Annotated in this window: 12 protein-coding genes; 10 read left to right on the top strand and 2 right to left on the bottom strand. The window is 64.0% G+C overall.

Features of this window, described 5'->3' with window-relative positions:
• Positions 1-4 precede the first annotated feature (4 nt).
• From MESAU_RS24065 to MESAU_RS24020, 10 genes are all read left to right on the top strand, one after another.
• Positions 5-445 carry a hypothetical protein gene (locus MESAU_RS24065; protein ID WP_041163489.1) on the top strand — a complete coding sequence of 147 codons (441 nt, stop codon included), beginning with the start codon at positions 5-7 and terminating at the stop codon, positions 443-445.
• A gap of 121 nt (positions 446-566) precedes the next feature.
• Entirely contained in the window at positions 567-1,703 is a 1,137-nt protein-coding gene (gene ccmI, locus MESAU_RS24060) for a c-type cytochrome biogenesis protein CcmI (protein ID WP_015318624.1), read from the top strand.
• Between the two features lie 8 nt (positions 1,704-1,711).
• Positions 1,712-2,155, top strand: coding sequence for a cytochrome c maturation protein CcmE (ccmE, locus tag MESAU_RS24055; RefSeq protein ID WP_015318623.1), 444 nt, complete (start codon positions 1,712-1,714; stop codon positions 2,153-2,155).
• A gap of 32 nt (positions 2,156-2,187) precedes the next feature.
• Positions 2,188-4,173, top strand: coding sequence for a heme lyase CcmF/NrfE family subunit (locus MESAU_RS24050; protein WP_015318622.1), 1,986 nt, complete (start codon positions 2,188-2,190; stop codon positions 4,171-4,173).
• Positions 4,170-4,637: a cytochrome c-type biogenesis protein gene (locus MESAU_RS24045; RefSeq protein WP_015318621.1), complete on the top strand. Its 468-nt coding sequence runs from the start codon at positions 4,170-4,172 to the stop codon at positions 4,635-4,637. The genes MESAU_RS24050 and MESAU_RS24045 overlap by 4 nt, the downstream gene beginning before the upstream one ends.
• Before the next feature lie 132 nt (positions 4,638-4,769).
• The gene (locus MESAU_RS24040) at positions 4,770-6,320 is read left to right on the top strand and encodes a Do family serine endopeptidase (protein ID WP_015318620.1); all 1,551 of its coding nucleotides are present in this window, start codon (positions 4,770-4,772) and stop codon (positions 6,318-6,320) included.
• A gap of 353 nt (positions 6,321-6,673) precedes the next feature.
• Entirely contained in the window at positions 6,674-7,348 is a 675-nt protein-coding gene (locus tag MESAU_RS24035) for a response regulator transcription factor (RefSeq protein WP_041163488.1), read from the top strand.
• 8 nt (positions 7,349-7,356) lie between these two features.
• Entirely contained in the window at positions 7,357-8,832 is a 1,476-nt protein-coding gene (locus tag MESAU_RS24030; protein ID WP_015318618.1) for an ATP-binding protein, read from the top strand.
• Entirely contained in the window at positions 8,832-11,792 is a 2,961-nt protein-coding gene (locus MESAU_RS24025) for a bifunctional [glutamine synthetase] adenylyltransferase/[glutamine synthetase]-adenylyl-L-tyrosine phosphorylase (protein WP_015318617.1), read from the top strand. Before MESAU_RS24030 ends, MESAU_RS24025 begins: the two co-directional genes overlap by 1 nt.
• Positions 11,793-11,841: 49 nt before the next feature.
• The gene (locus tag MESAU_RS24020) at positions 11,842-12,315 is read left to right on the top strand and encodes an EF-hand domain-containing protein (RefSeq protein WP_015318616.1); all 474 of its coding nucleotides are present in this window, start codon (positions 11,842-11,844) and stop codon (positions 12,313-12,315) included.
• A 51-nt stretch (positions 12,316-12,366) separates the two neighbouring features.
• On the opposite strand, the gene MESAU_RS24015 is transcribed toward MESAU_RS24020, so the two are convergent.
• Both MESAU_RS24015 and pepN read right to left on the bottom strand, forming a co-directional pair.
• Positions 12,367-14,688: a PAS domain-containing sensor histidine kinase gene (locus MESAU_RS24015; protein WP_015318615.1), complete on the bottom strand. Its 2,322-nt coding sequence runs from the start codon at positions 14,686-14,688 to the stop codon at positions 12,367-12,369.
• A gap of 194 nt (positions 14,689-14,882) precedes the next feature.
• Complete coding sequence (gene pepN / locus MESAU_RS24010) at positions 14,883-17,528, bottom strand: aminopeptidase N (protein ID WP_015318614.1); 2,646 nt, start codon at positions 17,526-17,528, stop codon at positions 14,883-14,885.
• Between the last annotated feature and the right edge of the window lie 238 nt (positions 17,529-17,766).

Below are 17,766 nucleotides of genomic sequence, written 5' to 3'. Positions count from 1 at the left end.
TGGCATGAAGATTCGCGTCGCGCTTGTTTCCGCATTGCTGGCCGTGTCGGGCTGCACCACCTTGAGCGGCAAGGGTCCGACCGTGGCGGCGACACCGGCCTCGACGCCTCCGGCCGGCGGCAAGGTCGTTACCAAGTCGATCATCTCCGCCATGGGCGGCGGCCTCATTGGCGGGTCGATCGGCAACGGTCTGAGCGACACGGAGAAGCGCAGCGCGCTCGAGGCCGAATACAAGGCGCTCGAATACAACACCAGCGGCCAGAAGGTGACCTGGAAGGGCGATCAGGCCTCACGCTATGGCGAGGTCGTCCCTGCCCAGCCTTACCGCGTCGGTTCGCAGGATTGCCGCCAATACACGCAGACGGTGTTCACGGGCGGCGCCAGCGTCACGGCGCACGGAACAGCCTGCCGCAATGCCGACGGCAGTTGGACGCCATTGACCTAGCCAGCCGGGTCTCGTTGCGATCCGGCCGGTGGATTTCGATCGCGACATTCGGCGCGTGCCGTCAAAGCGTCGCAGGATGCCTGTGTTGGCAGGGCAGGGCTCTGCCGTTATTGGAAGAACCATGCTGTTCTGGGTCATAGCCGCAATTCTCACGCTGGGCGCCAGCCTGGCGGTGCTTTTGCCGTTGGCTGGTGCCTCCAAGGGCGCATCATCGAGTGGCGATCACGATCTGGAAGTCTATCGCGATCAACTGTCCGAACTCGACCGCGATGCCGGGCGCGGTTTGATCGGGCCCGCTGAAGCGGCCGAGGCGCGCGCCGAGATCGCCCGCCGCATCCTTCGCCTGGGCAACGCGGATATGGCGGCCAAGGCGTCCGGCAGGTCATCGGGCACCGTACGGCTTGTCGCGACCGTTGCGGTGCTGGCGGTTCCGTTGGTCAGTTGGGGGCTCTACAGTCAGATCGGCTCGCCTGACCTGCCGTCGCAGCCGCTCAGTGAGCGGTTGGCCAAGAACCCCGCCGACAGTTCGGTCGATGAGCTGGTGGCGCGCGCCGAGGCCCATCTTGCCGCCAATCCTTCCGACGGCAGGGGCTGGGACGTGCTGGCGCCGGTCTATCTGCGTATGCAGCGCTTTGCCGACGCCGCGGCGGCCTACCGCAACGCCATTCGCCTGGACGGCGACAGCGCTGTCCGTCAGGCCGGTCTCGGCGAGGCGATCGCCGGTGCGGCGGGCGGCATTGTTTCGGCCGATGCCCAGGATGCCTTCGAGGCGGCCTTGAAGCTTGACCCGGCCAATGCGAAAGCCGGTTTCTATCTGGCCATGGCACTGGCGCAGGAGGGCCGTGGCAAGGAAGCGGCCGCGGCCTGGCAGGCTATGCTTGGTACACTGCCGCCGGATTCGCCGTGGCGCGGCGCTGTCGAACAGGCGCTGGCCAAATCCGGCGGCCCGGAAGTCGCCTCCGGCACGACCGTGAAAGGCCCCGATGCCGCCGATGTCGACGCGGCGTCCTCCATGTCGCAGCAGGACAGGGAAGCCATGATCAACACCATGGTCGCCGGCCTGGACGACAAACTTCGTCAAAATCCGCGCGACCCGGAAGGATGGATGCGGCTGGTTCGTTCCTATGTCGTGCTGGGCAAGGCCGATCAGGCGCGCGATGCGCTGGGCCGCGCCATCGCGGTCTTTGGCGCCGATAGTGACGAAGCCAAGAAATTCACCGCCTTTGCCGCCTCGCTCGGCTTGACGGCGACGGAGTAGAATTGGGTATGACGCGCAAGCAGAAACGATTGTCGGTCATCGCGGGCGGATTGGTTTTTCTGGGTGCCGCCACCGGGCTGACCTTCTATGCGCTTGGCCAGAAGGCGTCCTATTTCTACATGCCGGCCGATCTGACCACCGCCAGCGTTCAGCCGGGCCAGCGCATCAGGCTCGGCGGTTTGGTCGAAAAAGGCACCATCCAGCGCGGTCAGGGCGCAACGGTTGCCTTTTCGGTCACCGACACCCACAAATCGGTCAAGGTGACTTATACCGGCATCTTGCCCGACCTTTTCCGCGAAGAGCAGGGTGTCATCACCGAGGGTACCTTCGGCCCCGACGGCGTCTTTGTCGCCGACAGCGTTCTGGCCAAGCACGACGAGCGCTATATGCCCAAGGAAGTAGCCGACGGCCTGAAGGCCAAGGGCGTCTGGCAGGAGAGCAAGAGTGAGTAACTCTGGCGGAAGAGCAAGTGTGAGCCGCGCGAATGGTTGAAACCGGACATTTCGCCTTGGTTCTGGCGTTCGCGCTTTCACTGGTGCAGACGATCGTGCCGCTGTTTGGCGCGAGGCTGAACAACCAGCGCCTGATGGCGGTCGGCGGTCCGGTCGCGGTGACCGGTTTCGCGTTGACGGCGCTGTCCTTCGCTGCCCTTGCGAGCGCCTATGCAAGCTCTGATTTTTCCCTGGCGAACGTCTGGGAGAACTCGCATTCGCTGCAGCCGCTGATCTACAAGATCACTGGAACCTGGGGCAATCACGAAGGTTCGATGCTGCTCTGGGTGCTGATCCTGACCTTCTTCGGCGCGCTTGTCGCCGCTTTCGGCTCCAACTTGCCGGCGACGCTGCGCGCCAATGTGCTCGCCGTGCAGGGCACTATTGGCGCTGCCTTCTTCCTGTTCATCCTGGTGACCTCCAATCCCTTCATCCGGCTCAATCCGGCGCCCATCGAAGGCCGCGATCTCAACCCGATCCTGCAGGATCTTGGCCTCGCCATTCACCCGCCGATGCTCTATCTCGGTTATGTCGGCTTCTCGATCTGCTTTTCCTTCTCGGTCGCCGCCCTCATCGAGGGTCGCATCGATGCCTCCTGGGCGCGCTGGGTGCGGCCATGGACGCTGGTCGCCTGGATGTTCCTGACCGGCGGCATCGCCATGGGATCGTACTGGGCCTATTACGAACTCGGCTGGGGCGGTTTCTGGTTCTGGGATCCGGTCGAGAACGCTTCCTTCATGCCGTGGCTGGCGGGCACCGCGCTGCTGCATTCGGCCATCGTCATGGAAAAGCGCTCGGCGTTGAAGATCTGGACGCTGTTGCTCGCCATCCTCACCTTCTCGCTGTCGCTGCTCGGCACCTTCCTGGTGCGTTCGGGCGTCCTGACTTCCGTCCATGCCTTTGCCACCGATCCGACGCGCGGCGTCTTTATCCTGTGCATCCTGACGCTGTTCATCGGTGGCTCGCTGGCGCTGTTTGCGCTGCGCGCCTCGAAGCTGACGGCAGGCGGTCTGTTTCACCCGGTTTCGCGCGAAGGCGCGCTCGTCCTCAACAATCTGTTCCTGACCACGGCGACCGCCACGGTGCTCGTCGGCACGCTCTATCCGCTGGCGGTCGAGGCTTTTTCGGCCGACAAGATTTCGGTCGGAGCGCCGTTCTTCAACCTTACCTTCGCGCCGCTGATGGTGCCGCTGCTCGTGATGGTTCCCTTTGGGCCGCTGCTGGCCTGGAAGCGCGGCGATGTCTTCGGCGTTGCGCAGCGGCTGATGGCCGCGTTCGCGGCCGCACTTCTTGCGACACTGGTTACGGTCCTGTTCATCGACGGCGCTTCGGTGCTTGCCGCGCTTGGCGTCGGCCTCGGCGTCTGGCTGATCCTTGGCGCGCTGACCGACCTCGCCACCAAGGCGGGGGTCGGCAATGTCGCCGCGCCGACAATGGTCAGGCGTCTGGTTGGTTTGCCACGCTCGGTCTTCGGGACTGCTTTCGCGCATCTTGGCCTCGGCCTGACCGTGCTCGGCATTGTTGGCACGCTCTGCTTCGGGACGGAGAAGATCCTGTCCATGCATGCTGGTGAAACCGTCGAAATCTCCGGCCGCACGGTGCGGTTCGTCGGGCTCTATCCTGCGCAGGGACCGAACTACAGCGAGGATCGCGGGCGTTTCGAGCTGATCGGCGTCAGCGGCAGCCCTGTCGGCGAAGTCAGCTCCGCCAAGCGCTTCTATCGGGTGCGGCAGATGACGACGACGGAGTCCGGCATCAAGACTCTTGGCCTTTCCCAGCTCTACATTTCGCTCGGCGACGAGGGCAAGGACGGCTCGGTCGTGGTGCGTCTGTGGTGGAAGCCGCTGGTAACGCTGATCTGGGGCGGCGGCTTGGTGATGATGGCGGGTGCGGCGATGTCGCTGATGGACAGGCGCCTGCGGGTCGGCGCGCCTTCGCGCCGTCGCAAGCAGGCGGTGGCGCCGGCGGGCCTGCCATGAGGGCAAGGCTTTCGGTGACGTCGATAGTCCTGTTGCTGGCATTGTTCTTCGCCGGAACGGCAATGGCGGTGAAGCCCGACGAGATGCTGGCCGACCCGGCACTCGAGGCGCGGGCGCGGGCGCTGTCGGAAGGCCTGCGCTGCATGGTCTGCCAGAACCAGTCGATCGACGAATCCGACGCGGACCTTGCCAGGGACCTGCGTATCCTGGTGCGACAACGCCTTGTCGCGGGCGATACCGACCGGCAGGTGATGGATTATGTGGTTTCGCGTTACGGCGAGTTCGTGCTGCTGAAGCCACGCTTCGATCTGCGCAACGCGCTGCTGTGGGGCACGCCGGTTCTCCTGCTTCTGGCCGGGGGCGTGTTTATAGTGCTCAGTGCGCGGTCGCGCCGGCTTCCGGCAACGGCAGCGCTTTCGGTCGAAGAGCAGGCCGCACTGGACGCGATCCTCCGCCGCGACTGACGGCTGCCGTCGCCCACCAACATTACCAAAGTTTCATGTGCCGGAAATGGCGTCGTAATGTGCGCTTCCCTAATTCTCGTTCCTTGAGGATGCCGATCAAGGCGCGTCCGCTTGAAAGAGGATAAGAGATCCATGAACATTGCCCCCGATTCATATTTTCGCACACGCAAGCGTCTTCTGGCTGCTGCCGCGTCTATCGCGGTCGCCGGTGCGATCGGCGTTGGCGCGCTGACCAGCGGAACCAGCCCCGTTCTCGCTGACGCCGTGCGCGTCGAGGCCCCGCAGGTTCCGAGCTTCGCCGATGTCGTGGAGCGTGTGTCGCCAGCCGTGGTCAGCGTCAAGGTCAAGGCCAAGATCCAGCCGACCGCCGATGATGGCTCCGACGATCAGGACGGCCTCGACAATCTTCCCAACAATCCGCAGCTGCGTCGTTTCTTTAAGGAATTCCGCGGCTTTGGTGACCAGGGCGGCCAGAACGACGAAGATCATCGTCGCTTCGGACATCGCGACCGCAACAACGGCGAGCCGCGCCCGGTAGCGCAGGGCTCCGGCTTCTTCATCTCCGAAGACGGTTACCTCGTCACCAACAACCACGTCGTCGAAGAGGGCACCGCCTTCACCGTTGTGACCAATGACGGCAAGGAACTCGACGCCAAGCTGGTCGGCACCGATCCGCGCACCGATCTCGCCGTGCTCAAGGTCGATGGTGGCGGCAAGTTCACCTATGTCGACTTCGCCGACGATTCCAAGGTTCGTGTCGGTGACTGGGTCGTGGCTGTCGGCAATCCGTTCGGTCTCGGCGGCACCGTCACCGCCGGCATCGTCTCGGCGCGCGGCCGCGATATCGGCGCCGGCCCCTATGACGATTTCCTCCAGATCGACGCCTCGGTCAACCGCGGCAATTCAGGTGGCCCGACCTTCAACCTCAACGGCCAGGTGGTCGGCATCAACACCGCCATCTTCTCGCCCTCCGGCGGCAGCGTCGGCATCGCCTTCGACATTCCGGCCTCGACCGCCAAGCAGGTCGTCGGGGACCTGATGAAGAGCGGTGCGGTGCAGCGCGGCTGGCTGGGCGTCGAAATCCAGCCGGTCACCTCCGACATCGCCGAATCGCTCGGCCTGAAGTCCAACAACGGCGCGCTGGTTTCGAGCGCCCAGGACGACGGCCCCGGCAAGAAGGCCGGCATATCAGCCGGCGACGTGATCACCCAGGTCGACGGCAAGGACGTTGCGTCGCCGAAGGAGCTCGCCCGCCTGATCGGCGCCTATTCGCCCGGCAAGTCTGTTGATGTCACGGTCTGGCGCGACGGCAAGAGCCAGACGGTCAAGGTCGATCTCGGCAAACTGCCGGCGAGCGACAAGCAGGCCTCGAACGACCAGCAACAGCAGCCTGCCGCTCCGGCAAAGCCTGACACGCTGGCCGATCTCGGTCTCACCGTCACCAAGTCTGAAAACGGCAAGGGTCTGGTGGTGACAGACGTCGACCCCGACAGCGCCGCCGCCGATCGCGGCATCCAGCCGGGCGACGTCATCACCGCGGTCAACTCGGCGGAGGTCAATGGCACCGAAGACGTCACCAAGGCCATGGCCGATGCGGTCAAATCCGGACGCAAGGCGGTGCTGATGCAGATCACCCGTGACGACAACAACCGCTTCGTCGCGGTGCCGGTGGCCAAGGGCTGAGACGACTTTTCCAATGCGGCGGTTTCAACACCCCCGAGTCGCCGCATGGGAAAGTAAGAAGGAGAGCCCGTTAGTCAGTCATCGCGCTCTCCTTCAGCGGCAGCGGGCTTCCCATCGCCCGCTGCCGCGCCCGCATCTGGCTTCCCACTCAGGCCCTCGTGCCCGATGCCGGTTGGTCCCGGGTTGCAGGTAACGACATGACCTGGAACTGGCATGTCCGGCCTAACGACGCCACGGAACAAAGATTTTATCGCGTACGCTCTCGATCGTCTTGATCGCGATGCGCTTTGGCAAAGGCTAAAATGCAGATGCCGGCTACTCAACCTTCAAGCGAAATCGCGTATAACGGCCCTATGAAGATTCTCGTCATAGAAGACGATCGCGAGGCTGCGGATTATCTGCAGAAAGCCTTCACCGAAGCCGGTCATACCGCGCATGTTGCGGGTGACGGCGAGACCGGCTTCGCGCTTGCCGATGCGGGTGACTACGATGTGATGGTCATCGATCGGATGATGCCGCGCCGCGACGGCCTGTCGGTTATTGCCGCCCTCCGCTCCAGGGGCAACACGACGCCGGTGCTCATCCTTTCGGCGCTGGGCGAAGTCGATGACCGGGTCACCGGCCTGCGCGCCGGCGGTGACGATTACCTGACCAAACCCTATGCCTTTTCCGAACTTCTGGCTCGTGTCGAGGTGCTCAACCGACGCGCCAGCGCCAAGGAGGCCGAGACCGTCTACCGGGTTGGCGATCTTGAACTCGACAGGCTATCGCATTCTGTCCGCCGGGCGGGCCGTGAGATCACGCTCCAGCCACGCGAATTCCGCCTCCTCGAATATCTCATGCGCCATGCCGGCCAGGTTGTGACGCGCACGATGCTGCTCGAAAATGTCTGGGACTATCATTTCGATCCGCAGACCAATGTCATCGACGTCCACGTCTCCCGGCTGCGCGGCAAGATCGAAAAGGGCTTCGACAAGCCGATCCTGCATACCGTTCGCGGCGCCGGCTACATGCTGAAGGGCGGCTAGGCGGCGGCATGGCGCTTTCCGTGCCCGCCATCATGAAGACGACGGCCGCGCGGCTTTCGGCGCTCTATCTCTTGCTCTTCGCGCTCTGCGCGGTGCTGCTCGTCCTCTATATGACTTCGCTCTCGGCGCGCATGCTGACCGGGCAGACGCAGGAGACCATCAACGACGAGGTGCTCGGCCTTGCCCGCGCCTATCAGCGCGGCGGCCTTCCGGTATTGGTCCGCGTGGTCGAGGCCCGCTCGCGGCAGCCCGGCGCCAATCTCTATCTGATCGCCGATGCCAACGGCCAGATCCTGACCGGTAACGTGCAGAGCCTCGAGCCGGGCGTTCTCGAAAACGAAGGCTGGACCACCAGCCCTTTTTCCTATCAGCGCTTTGGCGAGGGAGAACTCGATCGTCTACGCAACTTGCCTACCGAAAAGGGGACCGCACAACCCGACCAGAGCGACACGCAAGCGCAGGGCGAGAAGGGCCACAACGCCATTGCCCTGGTGCTGCGGCTGCCGAACCAGATGATCATGCTGGTCGGCCGCGATCTCGGGGAACCAGAGCGGTTCCGTGCCGTCATCCGCCGTTCGCTGATGCTGGCGCTCGGCATGATGGCCCTGGGTGGCATCCTGATCTGGTTCTTTGTCGGCCGCGCGGCGCTGAAGCGTATCGATGGCGTATCGGAGGCAAGCCGGCGCATCATGGGCGGGGATCTCTCCGGCCGGCTGCCGGTAACCGGCGCCGGCGACGAGTTCGATCGGCTTTCGGAAAACCTCAACGCCATGCTGGCCAGGATCGCCACGCTCAACGAAGGCCTCAAGCAGGTTTCCGACAACATCGCGCATGACCTCAAGACGCCGCTGACCCGGCTGCGCAACCGGGCCGAAGCGACGCTTTCCGGCAAGCAGAAGACATCGGACTATCGACAGGCGCTGGAAGGCACCATCGCCGAGTCCGACCAGTTGATAAAGACCTTCAACGCCATCCTGATGATCTCCCGCCTGGAGGCGGGCTATTCTTCCGAGCACACCAGCCGCGTCGATCTGGCGGTGGCCGTCCGTGATGTCGTCGAACTCTATGAGCCGGTGGCCGAGGAGGCTGGCGTTTCGCTGGACGCCGAGGTGAATGGTGCTTTTGTCGTCGACGGCAACCGCGAGCTGATCGGCCAGGCGCTCTCCAACATCGTCGACAATGCGATCAAGTACTCGACCGATTCGACGTCCAAGCCGGCGGTCCGTGTAAAGCTCGAACGCACGCATGGCGAGATCAGGCTTTCTGTCACGGACAATGGCCAGGGCATTCCCGACGACGCCGATCGCGCCCGGGCGACGGAGCGCTTCGTGCGGCTGGAGAAGAGCCGTTCGCAGCCTGGTTCCGGCCTTGGCCTCAGTCTCGCCAAGGCGGTCATGACATTCCATTACGGCCGGCTTGACCTGCTGCCTGGCAATCCAGGACTATCCGTGGTCATGAGTTTCCCGACACGCGAGGATCACTGATGGCGGCCGTTGCCAAGCGGAGCAAGACAGACTGGCTGCTCAGCCTGGAAACCCCGCTTGTCCCGCTCGACGAAGCCCGGGCACGTCAGGAGCTGGCCGAAATCGCGGACGCAGCGCGCGAAGAGGGGCTGACACGGGTGGCCAAATTCCTGGCCGGCAAAGGGAAGGCGCAGGATCTCCTCGCCGCTGTCTTCGACCTTTCGCCATTCCTGCGCGATACGGCGCGGCGCCGGCCGCAAATCCTGGACGGGCTGTTCGACCTGCCGATAGAGGCCCGTCTGAAGGCGATCACCGCCGCGATCGACCAGGCGCCGCTGGCCGAAACGGTCTCGGAATCCGGCCTGATGATGGAGCTGCGCCGGCACAAGGCCGAGGCGCATTTCCTGATCGCGCTCGCCGATCTTTCGGGCGAGGCCGAAACCTCGCTGACCGTAAGGCGGTTGAGCGATCTCGCCGACGCCTGCACCCGCGCGGCAGTCGATTTCCTGCTGCGTGACGCGCATGGCCAGGGCAAGCTCAAGCTGCCCGACCTCGACAACCCGTCGCATCGATCGGGCTGGATCCTGCTCGGCATGGGCAAGCTCGGCGCGCATGAGCTGAACTTCTCCTCCGACATCGACCTCGTCGTGTTCTTCGATCCGGAGGCACCCGCCGTGGTCGATCCTCTCGACGCCACCGACCTGTTCTCACGCCTGACGCGCCGACTGGTTCGCATCCTGCAGGACCGCACCGAGCACGGCTATGTCTTCCGCACCGATCTGAGATTGCGTCCCGATCCCGGTTCCACCCCGCTGGCTATCCCGGTTGAAGCCGCGCTTCGCTACTACGAAGCGCGTGGCCAGAACTGGGAACGCGCCGCGATGATCAAGGCGCGCCCGGTGGCCGGCGATCTCGCCGCGGGCGATGCCTTCCTCAAGGAGCTCCAGCCCTATATCTGGCGCAAATACATGGATTACGCGGCGATTGCCGACGTCCATTCGATCAAGCGCCAGATTCATGCCCATAAGGGCCATGGCGAGATCGCGGTGAAGGGGCACAACGTCAAGCTCGGGCGCGGCGGCATCCGCGAGATCGAGTTCTTCGTCCAGACCCAGCAGCTCATCGCCGGCGGCCGCTTTCCGGAGCTGCGCGGCCGCGAAACCGTGCCGATGCTCGGTCAGCTCGCGGCCCGAGGCTGGATCACTTCAGACGCAAGAGACGCACTCGCCCTCCAGTACTGGTTCCTGCGCCGGGTCGAACACGCCATCCAGATGGTGGCCGACGAGCAGACGCACACGCTGCCGGAAGACGATGAAGGGCTGGAGCGCATCGCCCGCATGCTGGGCTTCGCCGACGCCGCCGCGTTCGCCGGGGCCTTCCGTGCCTCGCTGCAGCAGGTCGAGCGCCACTATGCGGCGCTGTTCGAAACCGCGCCCGAGCTTTCGGCCGGCATCGGCAACCTGGTCTTCACCGGTGACGTCGACGACCCGGACACGCTGCAGACCCTGCACGGCCTCGGCTTTCAGCGGCCGAGCGATATCTGCCGTGTCATCCGCGGCTGGCATTTCGGCCGCTATCGCGTCACCCAGTCGGCGGAGGCGCGCGAGCGGCTGACGGAACTGACGCCGGCACTGCTCAAGGCCTTTGGCCAGACGCGCCGGGCCGACGAGGCGCTGGTCCGTTTCGACGAGTTCCTCGCCGGCCTGCCGGCCGGCATCCAGCTGTTTTCGCTGCTGCAGTCGAATCCCGCACTGCTCAAGCTGATGGCGACGATCATGGGCGCGGCACCAAGGCTGGCGGCCATCATCACTCGCCGGCCGCATGTCTTCGACGGCTTGCTCGACCCGGCATTGCTGACCGAGCTGCCAGACCGCGCCTATCTCTCGGGGCGGCTTTCCGCCTTCCTCGAGGGCGACAGGGCCTATGAGGACGTGCTCGACCGCTTACGCATATTTGCTTCCGAACAGAAATTCCTCATCGGTGTGCGGCTGCTCGCGGGCTCGATCGACCCGGCCCGCGCCGGCCGCGCTTTCTCCGATCTTGCGGACCTGACCATTGCGGCGGCGTTGCAAGCGGTGATCGCCGAATTCGCGGTGCGCCACGGCACGATCGCCGGTGGCGTGGTTTCGCTGCTCGGCATGGGCAAGCTCGGCAGCCGCGAATTGACGGCCGGATCGGATGTCGATCTCATCCTGCTTTACGATCACGACGCGGACGCCGAGGACTCCGATGGTGAAAAGCCGCTGGCGCCGTCGCATTACTACACCCGCATGACGCAGCGGCTGATATCCGCGGTATCGGCGCCGACGGCGGAAGGGGTGCTTTATGAGCTCGACCTGCGTTTGCGGCCGTCCGGCAACAAGGGACCGGTCGCCACCCATATCGATGCCTTCAAGAAATACCAGCGCCAGGAAGCCTGGACCTGGGAACACATGGCGCTGTCGCGGGCGCGGCCGATTGCCGGCGACGCCGGCCTCTGCGCCGAGGTTGAAGCGGAGGTCGCCGCGCTGCTCGGTCAGCCACGCGACGCGGCGAAGGTGAAAACCGAAGCTTCCGACATGCGCGCCATGATTCAGCAGGAAAAACCGCCCCGCGACCTGTGGGACATTAAGCTCATACCGGGCGGTCTGATCGATCTCGAATTCATCGCCCAGGTGGCTGTCATCACTGGGCAGGTCGAGGCCGGGCCACGCGCCACCGGTACGGCCGAGATCCTGTCTCGTCTGACGCCCCGTTTCGCCAATGCCGTGATCCGGCAGGACCTTGGCGAGGCTTACGCCCTTTATCTGGCACTGACCCAGATGACGCGGCTGTGCCTTACCGGACCGTTCGAACGTGACGACGTTCCGCCGGGGCTTTCGGATCTGCTTTTGGCGGTCACCGACCTGCCGGATTTCGGTGTGCTGGAAGCACATCTCAAGGAGACGTCGCAAAAGGTCAGGAAGGATTTCGACCTTCTGCTTCGTGCCGGAGGGTCGTGACCAACGACCGTTCGGCCGCATCGGGGGTGACGATGCAACAGGAGAAACCATGAGAAAGACAACCAAGCTCGCACTTGCCTACATCGCCCTGGCCGGAGCCGTCGGCGGCGCGGCCTACGCCGAGAACCTCGACAGCGCCAACGTGCGTGAGCGCACCATGATGCGGCTCGACAAGGCGATGAAGGACAATGACGGCAAAATCACCTTCGACCAGTTCTCTGATGTCATGGACGCGCGGCTCAAGAAGCTTGTCGCTGACAATGGCGGCAAGCTGACTGTCGCTCAACTCGCCGACGCGCTGGAGAAGGCGCGCTTCGAACGCATGGCCAGGCGCATCATCGCCCGTTACGACAGCAAGGGCGACGGCACGCTGACATCGGATGACATCATCGGCCGCGAAAAGAAGCTTTTCGCGATGCTCGACAAGAACAATGACGGCAAGATCGAGAAGGGCGAACTGCCGAATGACGGGCGCGATGACCGTCAATGGGATGGCGAAGGCAACGAAGGCGGCGTGCAGTAAGATTTGGTTGATACGGGCTCCGCTCCGAGGTCGTCGACCGGAGCCTGTCGCTCAGGCCGCGGCCTTGACCGCCGTTGGCGCCTTCTTCACGGGAATGCGCACCGATACGATCGTGCCGACGCTTTCGGTCGAGCGGATCTTCAGTGCACCGCCTTGCAACTCGGCAAGCGAGCGCGAAATGGCAAGGCCAAGGCCGGAGCCGGCATGGTTCTTGGAAAACTGGTTCTGCACCTGCTCGAAGGGGCGCCCCAGCTTGCCGAGGGCTTCCTTCGGGATACCGCAGCCATTGTCCTCGATCGTCAGCACCAGCGCGCCTGACGTGTTGCGGGCCCTGACCGATATGTGGCCGCCCTGGCCGGTGAATTTCACCGCGTTGGACAGGAGATTGATGACGATCTGCTTGATCGCCCGGCGATCGGCAAACAAAGTCAAGGCGTCGGCAATGCGCGTTTCCACGGTGATCGCCTTCTGCGCCGCCTGCAGCGAAACGACACGCACCGTCTCGCTGATCAGCGGACCGAGGTCGATTTGTTCCTGGTCCAGCGAGAACTGGCCGGCTTCGATCTTGGACATGTCGAGAATGTCGTTGATGACGCCGAGCAGATATTTGCCGCTGCTGTTGATGTCGGTGGCGTACTCCTCGTAGCGCTCCGAGCCCAACGGACCGAACAGCCTCTGTTCCATCAGTTCGGAGAAGCCGATGATGGCGTTGAGCGGTGTGCGCAGTTCATGCGACATGTTGGCCAGGAATTCGGATTTGGCCCGGTTCGCCGCTTCGGCGCGCTCGGTTTCCTTCATGTATTTGCGGTTGAGGTCGACCAGTTCGCGCGCCCGTTCCTCTTCGGCACGGCGGGCGAGGCTGAGATCATGGATCGTCGCCATCAGCCGGCGTTCGCTGTCGACGAGTTTCTCCTGGTGCAGCTTGATCTGGGTGATATCGGACCCGACCGAGACGATGCCACCGTCCCTGGTCCTGAGCTCGTTGACCTGCAGCCAGCGGCCGTCGGACAGCTGCCGCTCGAACGTGGCGCCGCCCTGCGGACCGTTGGTGTTGGCGAGCCGGCGCTCCGAAGCAAAGGCCAGCATACGTTCTTCCAGGGAAGCGCGCGTCACACCCGGCATCACGTCGCGGTCCGAGAGCCCATTGTCCTGCTGGTATTTGGAATTGCACATGATCAAGTTTTGAGCCGAATCCCACAGCACGAAGGATTCATTGATGTTCTCGATCGCGGTCCTGAGGCGAAGATCGGCCGCTTCGGAGCGCAGCGCCAGGTGGCGCTGCTCGGTGACGTCGACGGCGATGCCGATGAGCTGGATCTCCGGCGCTTCCGGGTCCATCACCTGGGCGCGGGCGCGCATCCACACCCACTGGCCATCGGCATGCCGCATCCGGAACACCTGGTCGATGTGGTCGATCTCGCGCGCGACGATCCTGTTGGCGAGTTCGAACAGGTCGCCATCCTCGGGATGGATGATCTCGTCGACCTCGCCGAAGGACAGCATCGTCTCGCAAGGCTCATAGCCGAGCATGTCGTACATCGAGCGTGACCAGTACATCTTGCCGCGCACCATGTCCCAGTCCCACAGGCCGCAGCGGCCGCGGACCAGCGCCATGTCGATACGCTGATGCGCTTCGACATAGATGCGGTCGGCTGCCTGCGCGCGCGCCGCCTGTCCGAAATAGGCGTAGAGGATGATGATCAGCACGCCGGCCGTCAGCACAAACAGGGTGACGTTGAGCGAGACGGTCTTGCGCCACGTGTCGAAGACCGCCTCTTGGGGGACGAGCGCCGCCGCGGCTCCCTTCCTGTCCTTGCTCAGGCTGACCGCTGCGTACCAGTCCTGCCCGCTGATGTTGACCTCCATGACGCCGGCCCGGTCGCCGAACATGAACAGAGGTTGGCCGCCCTGGACGAGGCCGTCGAGCGAATGGCCTTGCCAGGGCACCGAACGCGGCGTCACCGCGGTGATCCTGAAGGCGCTGTCGGTAATGACCAGCACATGGCTGCGGCCCATGGCGCCCTGGCGGCTGGTGGTCTCCAGCAGGTCCTGCGTGGCGCCCGGCAGCGTGTCCGCTGTGGTGGCGAGCGAACTGGCGAGCTGCGCGGCGGCCAGCGTCAGGATAGCCTTGGCATCGCGCTCCACGTCGTCGCGCTCGTTCATCAGCGAGATTACACGCAGCGCCGCGATGACGAGCAGGAAGATGACGATGAGGGCCGGTATCGACCGGCGCAGCAGCCGTTCGGCCGCCAGAAGCCGCTTGTAGGCCGGTTCGGCAATGAGCCGCGTATTCCCGGCAAGGCCATCGCCGCGCGTCTCGCGACGCGCAAAAACCATCCCACCGGGCGCGCCCCACGCGTCCGCCTTTGCCATAAATGGCACTCCCGATTTCAGTATGCCGCATTTCTATGTGCTGGTGATCCGGCAACACCGCACTTCCGAATCGCCATTAAAGAATCAAAGGTGATTCGCCTTGTCCAGTGGTCCGGCGAAAAAAGATTAAAAATCGACTAAATAATGGGCTTTTAGAACCCGGCCTTCTCCCGCAGGGAAGAAGGCGGGAGCGCCTAAGCCAACGTGCGCTCGACGATGTCGCGCAGATCCGCCGACAGGTTTTCGGCATTGGCGATCGAAACCAGCACTTCCCGGGCCTGGGCTTGCCTGCCCGGTTCGAGCGAGCGCCATGATCTGAGCGCCGTTGCCAGTCTTGCCGCCACTTGCGGATTGCGCTTTTCAACCTCGAGCACCGTTCGTGCGAAGAAGCGGTAGCCTTCGCCGTCGGCGCGGTGAAAGCCGGTCTGGTTGGCGCTGGAGAATGTGCCGATCAACGAGCGCACCCGGTTCGGATTGCCCATCGAGAAGCCGGCATGAGCGGTCAGGGCGCGAACCGTCTCCACCGCCTGCGGCCCAGGCACGCTGGCCTGTATCTGGAACCATTTGTCCATCACCAGCGGGTCCGACGCATATGTCTGTTCGAAAGCCGCCAGCGCCTTGCTTGCCTCCGGCGATCCGTGGTGGCGATGCGCGAGCACGGCCAATGCGGCCGCCCGGTCGGTCATGTTGCTCGCGGACTGGAAATGCCCGGCCGCCAACGCCGCTCCATCTGGCAGCAGCGAGAGATAATCCAGCAGAATGTTGCGCAAGGCGCGCCGTCCGGCACTCGCCGCGTCGGGGCTGAAAGCGCTCTTGTCGGCAAGGCTGTCGTAGAGGCCGGAAAATGCCTCGCCATTGGCCATGCCGATCGCCAGCGCAAGCGCCTGTCGGGCCGCATGGATGGCGTCGGGATCGATGTTCTTGCCGATGTCGCGGGCGATATCGGCGTCTCCAGGCAGCGCCAGGGCCAGGGCCCGATAGGCTGGCTCCAGCGTCTCGTCGCTGGCGATGCTGCCGGCAAGCTCGGTCAGCCGTGGGGCGAAGTCCGGCTGTTTGCCGCCAAGGATCTGGCGGAAGGCAGCGATCAGAGCATCGGTCAACAGCGTGTTGAAGGCCTGCCAGCGCGAGAAGGCGTCGCTGTCATGGCGGGCGAGGAAGTACTGGTCGGCCGCCTTCTGCTCGGCCGAGAGCGTCACCGGCGCCGAAAAGCCACGGTTGAGCGACACCGCCGGGCGCTCGGCCACGCCCGAGAAACGCACCACATGGCGACGCTTGCGGACATGGATGACGCCGTCCTCGACGCTGGCGCCCTCGACGCCGCTATACGCGACAGGTTTGCCGCCGGCGCCGATCAGGCCGAAGGCGAGCGGGATGTGCATCAGCCGCTTGCGGCTTTCGGAGGGGGTCGGCGGCACCGACTGCTCGATCTCGAGCGTGAATTCCTGTGCGGCCGGATTGTGCGTCGAACTCACCGTCAGGTTGGGTGTGCCCGCCTGGTGATACCATAGCGCGAATTGCGACAGGTCGCGGCCGGACGCGTCCTCGAACACCTTTATGAAATCCTCGATGGTCGCGGCCTCGCCGTCGTGGCGTTCGAAATAGAGGTCCATGCCGGCGCGAAAGACCTCGGCCCCGAGAATGGTGCGGATCATGCGCACCACTTCGGAGCCTTTCTCGTAGACCGTCGCCGTATAGAAATTGTTGATCTCGCGGTAGCGGCGCGGCCGCACGGGATGCGCCAGCGGGCCCTGGTCCTCGGGAAACTGGTGGGCCCGCAGCGTGCGCACCTCGGCTATGCGCTTGACCGCGCGCGAGCGCTGGTCGGCGGAGAATTCATGATCGCGGAAGACCGTCAGCCCTTCCTTCAGGCAAAGCTGGAACCAGTCGCGGCAAGTGATTCTGTTGCCTGTCCAATTGTGGAAATATTCATGCGCGATGATCGCCTCGATATTGGCGAAATCGGCGTCCGTCGCCGTCTCCTGGTCGGCCAGCACGTATTTGTCGTTGAAGATGTTGAGGCCCTTATTCTCCATTGCGCCCATGTTGAAGTCCGACACGGCGACGATGTTGAAGACGTCGAGGTCGTACTCGCGGCCAAACGCCTCCTCGTCCCATTGCATCGACCGCTTCAGCGCGTCCATCGCGTAGCCGGCGAGCGCCTCCTTGCCGGGCTCGACATAGATGCCGAGCTCGACCTTACGGCCGGACTTGGTGACGAAATTGTCGGCCACCTGGCCGAGATTGCCGGCCACCAGCGCGAACAAATAGGATGGTTTGGGGAAGGGGTCGTGCCATGTGGCGTAGTGCCAGCCTTCGGCGAGATCGCCGCTCTCGACCGGATTGCCGTTCGACAGGAGCAGCGGCGCCTCGTCGCGTCGCGCCTCGATGCGCACCGTGTAGACGGACAGGATATCGGGGCGGTCGAGGAAATAGGTGATGCGGCGAAAACCCTCCGCCTCGCATTGCGTGCAGTACACGTTGTTCGAGCGGTAAAGGCCCATCAAGGCCTCGTTGCCGGCTGGGGCCAGTTCGGTTTCGATCAGCAGCTGGAAACGAGGTGCCGCCGGCGGTTTGAGCAGGGTCAGTTGGTCGGGGCTCGTCAGCAGATCCGCCGGTCTCACCACCTTGCCGTCGACCTCGACGCGTTTGAGCGTCAACCCATCGCCGTCGAGCACCAGCGGAGCCGACGTGGATATGTCCTCGCGGCGTTCGACGGTCAGTATCGCGGCGACGACCGTTGCCTGCGGCGAAAGACGGAATTCAAGGCTGGTTTCCGGAATGAGGTAGTCGCTGGGGCGATAGTCCTCGAGTTTGAAGACCTGGCCTGTATCGGTGCGCATTCCCTGGCTTTTCCTGTCTTTTCCGGGGACCGGACATGATCTGACCGGTCCAAAATTCGAAGTCCGCGCTCTTTACACGAAACACTCCCTCGACAAAACTGCGGCAGGGCCTAATTCAGGTCATCCTTTCCTTGTCGCGAGGCAGTCATGACGGCCGTCACACCGAAATTCGGGATGGGCGCTTTCGTTTGGCGCCCCGATAATTTCCCGTTCTGCCATTTCGAGAACCGCAACGTGC

The sequence above is a fragment of the Mesorhizobium australicum WSM2073 genome, from assembly GCF_000230995.2.
GTDB lineage: Bacteria > Pseudomonadota > Alphaproteobacteria > Rhizobiales > Rhizobiaceae > Mesorhizobium > Mesorhizobium australicum.
Note: the sequence above shows the minus strand (reverse complement) of the source record. Positions and strands in the feature narration are given on the sequence as shown.

Coding starts and splice junctions, on each gene's coding strand:
- MESAU_RS24065 (WP_041163489.1), top strand. CDS start 5: ATGAAGATTCGCGTCGCGCTTGTTTCCGCATTGCTGGCCGTGTCGGGC.
- ccmI (WP_015318624.1), top strand. CDS start 567: ATGCTGTTCTGGGTCATAGCCGCAATTCTCACGCTGGGCGCCAGCCTG.
- ccmE (WP_015318623.1), top strand. CDS start 1,712: ATGACGCGCAAGCAGAAACGATTGTCGGTCATCGCGGGCGGATTGGTT.
- MESAU_RS24050 (WP_015318622.1), top strand. CDS start 2,188: ATGGTTGAAACCGGACATTTCGCCTTGGTTCTGGCGTTCGCGCTTTCA.
- MESAU_RS24045 (WP_015318621.1), top strand. CDS start 4,170: ATGAGGGCAAGGCTTTCGGTGACGTCGATAGTCCTGTTGCTGGCATTG.
- MESAU_RS24040 (WP_015318620.1), top strand. CDS start 4,770: ATGAACATTGCCCCCGATTCATATTTTCGCACACGCAAGCGTCTTCTG.
- MESAU_RS24035 (WP_041163488.1), top strand. CDS start 6,674: ATGAAGATTCTCGTCATAGAAGACGATCGCGAGGCTGCGGATTATCTG.
- MESAU_RS24030 (WP_015318618.1), top strand. CDS start 7,357: ATGGCGCTTTCCGTGCCCGCCATCATGAAGACGACGGCCGCGCGGCTT.
- MESAU_RS24025 (WP_015318617.1), top strand. CDS start 8,832: ATGGCGGCCGTTGCCAAGCGGAGCAAGACAGACTGGCTGCTCAGCCTG.
- MESAU_RS24020 (WP_015318616.1), top strand. CDS start 11,842: ATGAGAAAGACAACCAAGCTCGCACTTGCCTACATCGCCCTGGCCGGA.
- MESAU_RS24015 (WP_015318615.1), bottom strand. CDS start 14,688: ATGGCAAAGGCGGACGCGTGGGGCGCGCCCGGTGGGATGGTTTTTGCG.
- pepN (WP_015318614.1), bottom strand. CDS start 17,528: ATGCGCACCGATACAGGCCAGGTCTTCAAACTCGAGGACTATCGCCCC.